General features: G+C 34.0%; 7 protein-coding genes. All 7 read right to left on the reverse strand.

All coding sequences use genetic code 11. The annotated features are described in order from the left end of the window. Window positions 1-254 (reverse strand): hypothetical protein (locus ACILQF_RS08310; RefSeq protein ID WP_395626952.1); only part of this gene is annotated, 254 nt, incomplete at its 3' end. Between the two features lie 180 nt (window positions 255-434). Beyond that, window positions 435-1,547 carry a helix-turn-helix domain-containing protein gene (locus ACILQF_RS08315; RefSeq protein ID WP_395626953.1) on the reverse strand — a complete coding sequence of 371 codons (1,113 nt, stop codon included), beginning with the start codon at window positions 1,545-1,547 and terminating at the stop codon, window positions 435-437. Window positions 1,548-2,502: 955 nt separating this feature from the next. Continuing rightward, on the reverse strand, window positions 2,503-3,186 hold the full coding sequence (locus ACILQF_RS08320; RefSeq protein ID WP_395626954.1) for an HAD hydrolase-like protein: 684 nt from the start codon (window positions 3,184-3,186) through the stop codon (window positions 2,503-2,505). A gap of 1 nt (window position 3,187) precedes the next feature. After that, on the reverse strand, window positions 3,188-3,739 hold the full coding sequence (locus tag ACILQF_RS08325) for a phosphonate degradation HD-domain oxygenase (RefSeq protein ID WP_395626955.1): 552 nt from the start codon (window positions 3,737-3,739) through the stop codon (window positions 3,188-3,190). Between the two features lie 5 nt (window positions 3,740-3,744). Beyond that, the gene (locus ACILQF_RS08330; protein WP_395626956.1) at window positions 3,745-4,872 is read right to left on the reverse strand and encodes a TIGR03364 family FAD-dependent oxidoreductase; all 1,128 of its coding nucleotides are present in this window, start codon (window positions 4,870-4,872) and stop codon (window positions 3,745-3,747) included. 8 nt (window positions 4,873-4,880) lie between these two features. Further along, on the reverse strand, window positions 4,881-6,155 hold the full coding sequence (locus tag ACILQF_RS08335) for a DUF5690 family protein (protein WP_395626957.1): 1,275 nt from the start codon (window positions 6,153-6,155) through the stop codon (window positions 4,881-4,883). Between the two features lie 42 nt (window positions 6,156-6,197). Further along, window positions 6,198-7,253, reverse strand: a complete 1,056-nt coding sequence (locus ACILQF_RS08340) for an alcohol dehydrogenase catalytic domain-containing protein (protein WP_395626958.1) — start codon at window positions 7,251-7,253, stop codon at window positions 6,198-6,200. Window positions 7,254-7,631 lie beyond the last annotated feature (378 nt).

Consider the following 7,631-nt stretch of genomic DNA (forward strand, 5'->3'; position numbering starts at 1 on the left):
GTATTCGTATAAAAGTAAAACCCAATGGGTGCGGTAGTTTGATAAACTAATAAGCCTTCTGCAGGGCTCGCAATCGCATCTTTTTGAGTAGCGGTTAAACGCGGAATTAAGATCCCTTTATTATTGCCAATTGAGCTTACTTCCAAAGCAGCCGAAGGTGCAGGCGTGGTTGTGCCTATTCCTATTTGGGCAAATGTATTAATAGAACCTAGCATAAGCAATACGCTAAGCAGAATGTGAATCTTAAATTTCATACGTTGATGTTGAGAAAAAAATTAGTTTAGAAAATTATTTTTTGTAGACTTTCGAAAAATCACGCGCAAACCTACTGAGGAATATTACGATTAGTTAATTAGGTGCGACAAAATTTGTCCCATAACCGGGATATGGGACAAGAAAAAATTAGAATATAAACTTGAAATCAGAGCAAATCATCAATTTTTGGAGAAATAATCAGAGGGCATCATACCCTTTTCCTTTTTAAAGGCTCTATAAAAGGTGGTTCTACTGCTAAACCCAGATTCTAATGCAATAGCATCGATTGTATTTATACTAGACATTTCCGGAAAACTTTGGATAAAATAATCTACCCGATATTTATTAACCCAATCGGAAATACTAAGACCTTGTGATTTATTAATCGATCGTGAACATTTATCAACAGACAAGGAAGAAGCCTGAGCAAGAGATAGTATAATATTGTCAAGCTTTGGCAACAAGAAGAGTTTCTCTTTGAGCATAATATTCTCTAATAGTAATACCGCATCTATTTCTGAAGAAGAGGAATTGACTTCGATAGAATTTGTCAATAAATACCTTTTTAGCTTAGCGCTTGTTTCTTTCAATTCTTCACCAAGAAGTGTGTACCCATAAATCACTTCAGGATCTTTCAAAAAAAGATATAAGAACACCAATGACAATATTATCGTAAAGACATATAAAATTTCAGATACAAAAATAATATGAGTTGCGAACACAGTTTCAGTTTGGCTCAATGTCTCAAGAAGAAGAATAATATAAAACAAGCTGACCTTAGTAACGGCCAAGAAAAGCCATTTTTTTCGAAAGTTGCCCCATCCTTTAATTTTCATCAAACCCGAACGGAATAGAGCATCCCAAGTAAGGATTAAATATACTAAAGTCAATAGCTTTTTAAACATAAAATGGAATGATGATGGCATAAACCCGATATCAAAAACAACCGCATAGTTTTTAGTTTGACCCAACTCAAGAGCAATTTGATCCCAATTTACTGGAGATAAAAAATACAAGAATAACATTTCAATAATGTATAAACCGACAGGAATGAAATGTAAATAATCAACTGGCCTAAGCTTTTTTTGACGATAGGCAATAGCTTTAATGTACAGGAAACCACAAGCAGGTGCTGCATAAAAAATAGGAATAGCAAATTTCAAAATAAAGGAAAAATCCGTATCAAAACCATGTTCGGTCAAATATTCAAATACGCCTTTGAAAAATCTTGAAAAAAGCCAAAAAGATAATAATCCATTTAGAAATAGTTTTGCTGTTTTTGCAAAAAGCATTCTAAGGGAATAAAATATAAAAAACAAACTGAATGCCAAAAAGGCAAAAGATGCAAACATTAATTTAAGAATTTTAAGCTATTTGTATCAAATATAGGAAATTTAGACTGCCAAATCATTTTTTATCAGCTTAGAAGCATAATCCAGAATTATAGCTAAGAAGCATTAAAATTCAGGATTTAATTCTACAGAAAGAGGGAAAAGCATGACGCCTAAAATCCCAGTTCATTTGACAACAGTTTTTAAAAATATGCGATAAAAAACAAATGATATTATTTAGCAGGATTTCCTAGCACAGACCCTTCCTTCACGGTTCTTCCGCCTTGGCTGGTGCGGAAACCACAGCCCTTGCCCTCCCACAACCCTTCATAGCATCAGACGCAGCGGTGATTGTTATTCGATTCTTTTTTATTGTTTTTTAACGGCTCTCATAGTCTCGGCGAAGAGCCTCGGCATGTTAATTTTCATCAAGGAAAAACGTAAATAGCACTCCGCGCTCGCCTGCCCGTAGTTTAATCGCAGCGTCTCTACGGATTAGCAAATGTAGAGGAGTCTTCAGACTCCCTAAACAAATACAACATCAAGCAGGCAACTGTTGCAAAGTTCATAGAGTTAATTGGTTATACACCCGCATTTTGAGCCAAACTTCTTGTTTTTAATACTGAATATTACCGGGAATAGATATTATACTTAGCGAACGGTCACTGTGGAGGAAAAACTGTTTTTTATTTGATAAACGAGTCAAAAGACTCTTTTTTATTGTACATCCGTAGAGACGTTGCGCTGAAACTACAGACAGAGGGCATGCTTCATCAATGCTGCTGCACGCCAATGTGATGCCCCTAAATTACGGTCCATCCGGATTTAATTTGTCGAGGTTGTAAGGACTCCATATATCTTCAATAAAAAACGATTAATTAGATTTCAGAACCCCTTTTTTTAATATATAAATTGCTTAATGTAAGTATTCAATAATTCCAATCAACTCAGAGACATTATCAATAATAAAATCAGGATCAGCTTCTCTCAATTGTTGGTGTGTATGAGCCCCAGAAGTAATACCTATGCTTAATAAGCATTCTGCATTCTGTCCTTCTTCAATATCAACGGTAGAATCTCCTACTTTTATAATATTTTTCGAGTCTAAAATATTCAGTTTCGACATAGCTAATAGAATCATATCCGGTTGTGGCCTATTCTTTTTTACATCAGACGCTGTGATTAGGAGATCAAACTGGTTAGATTCTTCCCACCTAAGTTTTGCGATTAATGATTCAGCTGTTTTACGATTATACCCAGTATTCAAAACAACCTTAATATTTCTTTCCTTTAAGTTCTTAAAAGTTTGTTCAACGTCTGGAAGTGGCTTTACATCCAAAGTTTCATAATTCTTTGCCAGCTTATCAATAAAATATGCGAAGATAAGATCAACATTTTCAGAAGATACCTCAAAGCCTGTATTTTCCAAGATATCAATAACTGCCTGTCGCTTTTCTTTGCCCGCTCCAAATTCCAATACTTGAGATAAAGATACAGGATAAGAATAATGGACAATTGCATCTTGTAATGTTTTATAAACTACATTATCCTCATCCACAGTTGTACCTGCCATATCAAAAACGACCATCAAAACGCTCATATTATTTTTTTAAAGTTAATTCCAGAGAAGTTATAAAATCAACCAGATGCGGAGTTACAAAATCAGGATCTTTTGCTAAGTCATCCCATTTACGCAAAGAAATAGCATCCAGATAAAATGGATTAGTTTTAAAATTTTCTATTTCCTCATCATTCATAATTCCACCCTGAAATTCAAGGCTTGTCTTTGAAGGCTGTGATAAAGATTCATAATAATCTGGCTCAGTTGCACATAAAAACCGTTTTGCCTGCACATGCAATTTTACGGGCTCAACAACATCATCAGTGAAATATTTTGTCAGAAAATTTCCGGCTAATTCTTCATGGACGTCATCAATACCGTTGTCACTCGCCATTTCGGGCAAATCATGCAATAAATGGCCTACATCATGTAGTAAAGAAGCCACAATCAGGCTATGCTTTGCATTTCCTAGCTTAGCAAGATAAGCAGCCTGGAGTGCATGTTCTAATTGAGTAACTGCTTCACCTCCATACATAGAACCACCTTTAGTTTCAAATAAATGAATAATCTGTTGTGTTACTGGATGTACCATAAAATTTAAATTTTGTTAATTATTTCTTCTGCAAAACCGAACGACAAAGTCATGCCGTTTCCACCAATTCCATTGAGTATGTGAACACCATTTTCCACCTCGATATGTAAATCTGTTTTACCATTGGTCATTTTAGGATAAGTGCCATTCCACGTTTCAATTAATTTCCAATGATCAATATTTACTAAATTCTTTAGATAGTCTAAAATCAATTGATTGATCAAGTGCTTATCAAATGGATCAAAATCTAATCCATATTCGTGAGAGTCGCCAACGGTTAACTCTCCCTGTATATTTTGAGAAACCATCACATGAATACCCCATTTAATATGATCTGGCAATTCATTTTGTAATTTAGTCTTTAATATTTCAAGAGCCTTTGAAGCTGTGAAACTTTTATAATGTAATAGGGATAAGCCACCGCATATGGATGTGCCTAGCTTATAGTTGGGTTTATCTGAAACAAAACGCATCATTTGCAATTTACATTTTGTTATTTCCAGTTGCTTAAAAACTTCCGGATAAAGTACTTCGAAATCAGATCCAGAGCAAATAAAGATCAAATCGGCATCAAATCTGGTTGATCCTGAAAAAACAGATCCGGGTTTCACTCTTGAAATAGCAGTTCCCCAAATAAATTCAATTCCAAATTTCTGAATTAAATAATGGGGTAAATTACGGATACCCTCTCTAGGGTCAATTATAACTTCATCATTACTATATAAGCCTCCTTTAAGATGAGTTTGATTAATTCCGTCAAATTTATGGCCAATTTGCTCCTGATTGATAAGGCTAACGGGCCTACCACTTTCCCTGAAAATATCGTAAAGCTCATTTAAGACATTCCATTCCTCCTTTGAATAAGCCAAATGCAAGCTACCGCATGAATTAAATGGAATTGAACTTGTACTTAAATATTCCTTCCAGATTTCTCGGGACCTGATTGCTCTGTCATAGAGTTGACCATCAGGCTGACCAATTGGCCAAAGCATTCCAAAATTTCTAATGGATGCACCAATTGAAAATTGAGATCTTTCAATTACTTTAACTTTAAATCCTTTTATTGCCAGGGCTCTTGCCGTTGCCATGCCCAAAATTCCGGCACCAACTACTATGGCTGTTCTATTATTCATAAAATATTTTATAAAACCTGATACTTTAGATGTTGTTTTTTAAAATAAAAAAAAGTCAATATTGATAATATAATTATCAATATTGATGTTATTAATGCACTTATTTTAAAGAAATCAATCCAACTGATTTCATAGGAGTTGAAATTTTTAAATAGTAAAATAAAGGTGCTTCCTAAATAACCGGCAGCATCAGAAATATACATTAGAAACCCAATATTACTTTTGATTTTAAAGTAAGCTATCCAGCGTTCAAAATATACCGTATGAAAGATAATATAAGGTAAATACATTGCAAATCCTGATAAGATCATCCAATAAACAGGATCAAACTTATTGAGCATTAATAGCACTGTAATTAGCAATAAAAAAAACCCGCTAAATAGATTAACGGTTAAGTTCATAAAGAAAGCAAATTTATTGTCTTTAATAAAAATCATTAAAGCGATAATTACTAATACAACAATTGCAATTGGAATTTCAGAAAAAATCAATAATGCAGGCGTATTTGAGTACCCGTAGCCTGTCCAAAATTCTATGGCAAAATTATCTCTCAGGTCTCTGAATATAGTCAGGCCAACATAAATCAATACTGAAAAAACAATTCCGGGAATGAAGCGTCGAAAAAACATTTTCCGGTCTGAGGAGTTCATTGGAACTCTTTCTGTTCTCAGCAAAACATCTTCTTTACTTGGTGGAGGTAATTTGTGCAAAAGTCTTGCTCCAAAAATAAGAGCTGGTAAAAAAATCAGTCCTGTTAAAAATGGCATCCAAATTTCTGGAACCGACCATTGATCCATTGTATATCTTCCAACTCCTTTTACCACACCAGAAGCAACAATAAAACTTGAAGCCATTGCGGCACCTAAAAGTTCTGTAAATCTTCTCCCTTCCAGATAACTAAAAACTATTCCCCAGATCATCCCTAATGGAAGACCATTTAAAAACATGAATGGGAAATTAAATGGGAAAGGTGTTATGGCAAAAAAGAATAAAGATAACCAAGCAAATAACATGAGATAAATTAATGTCTTGGTTCTTTTTTCTGGCTTTAGTTCGGCGATTAGTTTAATTCCAATATATTTTGAAAGTGTATATCCCAATAACTGAGATATAATTAACACAATTTTATAATCAATGCCCCAAAGAGATAACTGATCAAAAGTAGCTGCAGTAAAGGGCTTTCTAAAAGCATACATGCTCAGATAGGTAATAAATGCAGCGGACGATGCCGTCAATAAAAAATTAAAATCTTCCTTGCTAACCCTACTTTGAAATGCTTTCATGAATTATTTTAATAATATCAGGATTAGAATTAATAGTACTTTTTAAACTATTGCAATACCTACCCTATATGGATTTTGTTCAACAGCGTAATCAAAAGCCTCATTTACGGATTGTAAATTAAAGTTGCCTTCAACAAGCTTTTCGAACTGAAAAACATTACTATTTCGTTCAATAAAGTCAACTGCTGAAACAAGATCAAACTCATTGTAATTATGCAAACCTTTTATGGTAATTAAATTTCTAACAACAAATTCTGCATTAATTTTCAAATCTGCTTGTGGAAAAACTGCCCCGAGCCAGACTGTTAAACCCCCTATTTCCAGATGTTGAAGAGAATTAGACATCACGTCAGGTGAACCACTTGTCTCAATGATAATGTCAAATTTTCTATTAAACTCACTGATGCTAGTCCCTGTATATTCTGAGCCAAATAATCTTGAAACATTTAGTCGGTTAGTATCAATATCAAGCGTAGAAACAGTTGCCGCACCTAATGTGGATGCCATTGCACTACCCACAACACCTAACATTCCAGCACCGCTAATTAAAACATGCTTGTTTTTAAAATCACCAGCTAATCGTACTGATGCTGCCATGGTGGCAACTGAGCAATTGATCAGGGCTGCAACATGATCTGAAACAATATCCTTTAGAATTACAAGTGGTGTGTATTTTCTGATTATGGTAAATTGAGATAAACCTCCATGAAAATTACTGTCCTGAGTTATTTGCTCATGGCCGTATTTAAAAATATTTTTAGCCTTTTGGGGGAAACCTTTTTTTGAATTTGGATCTTCAGGATTACTGGCATAGATTGCCCATGTTATTCGATCTCCTAATTTGAGTTCTTTACCCCGATTATCAAACTTAGGGTAATCAGGACCAAAGGCTACAATATATCCGGTAATTTCATGGCCAAGAATAGTAGGAGATTTTTCTTTTCTAACACCCTTGTACGTGTACAAATCACTTCTACAAAGCGTTGTGAAAGTGTTTTTTACTAAGATCTCCCCTTCGTTTAATTCTGGTAACACACCCTGAATTAATTCAAGTTTTTTTCCGGAAGTTTCAAATCTGGCATAAATAGATTTACTCATTTATAGACTTATTAACCACTTAGAATTTAAATCAAATTTAACTTATTAGGATAAAGCTGGATATAATTCAGTTTAAAGTATCCTAATTTCAATAACATAGATAATAATTATGCTAAATACGAATTAACAAAATTTATATTAAGCAATTATTAATAACCTGTAAACAAAAAAGACGGAATAAATATTCCGTCTTTTTATACCTACTTAGCAATTGCTATTTTACCAACCAAATTTGATCATTGATATCATCCTTACCTGAAAATTGAGCATCAATTGCTGCTTTATAATTCACTGAATTACTGGTACGTTCAGTAAGTGGATATATCCATCTTATTGCAATCCTGCCTGAATTACCTGTGCCTACACCTGAATAAAATG

Source organism: Daejeonella sp., from assembly GCF_044232565.1.
GTDB lineage: Bacteria > Bacteroidota > Bacteroidia > Sphingobacteriales > Sphingobacteriaceae > Daejeonella.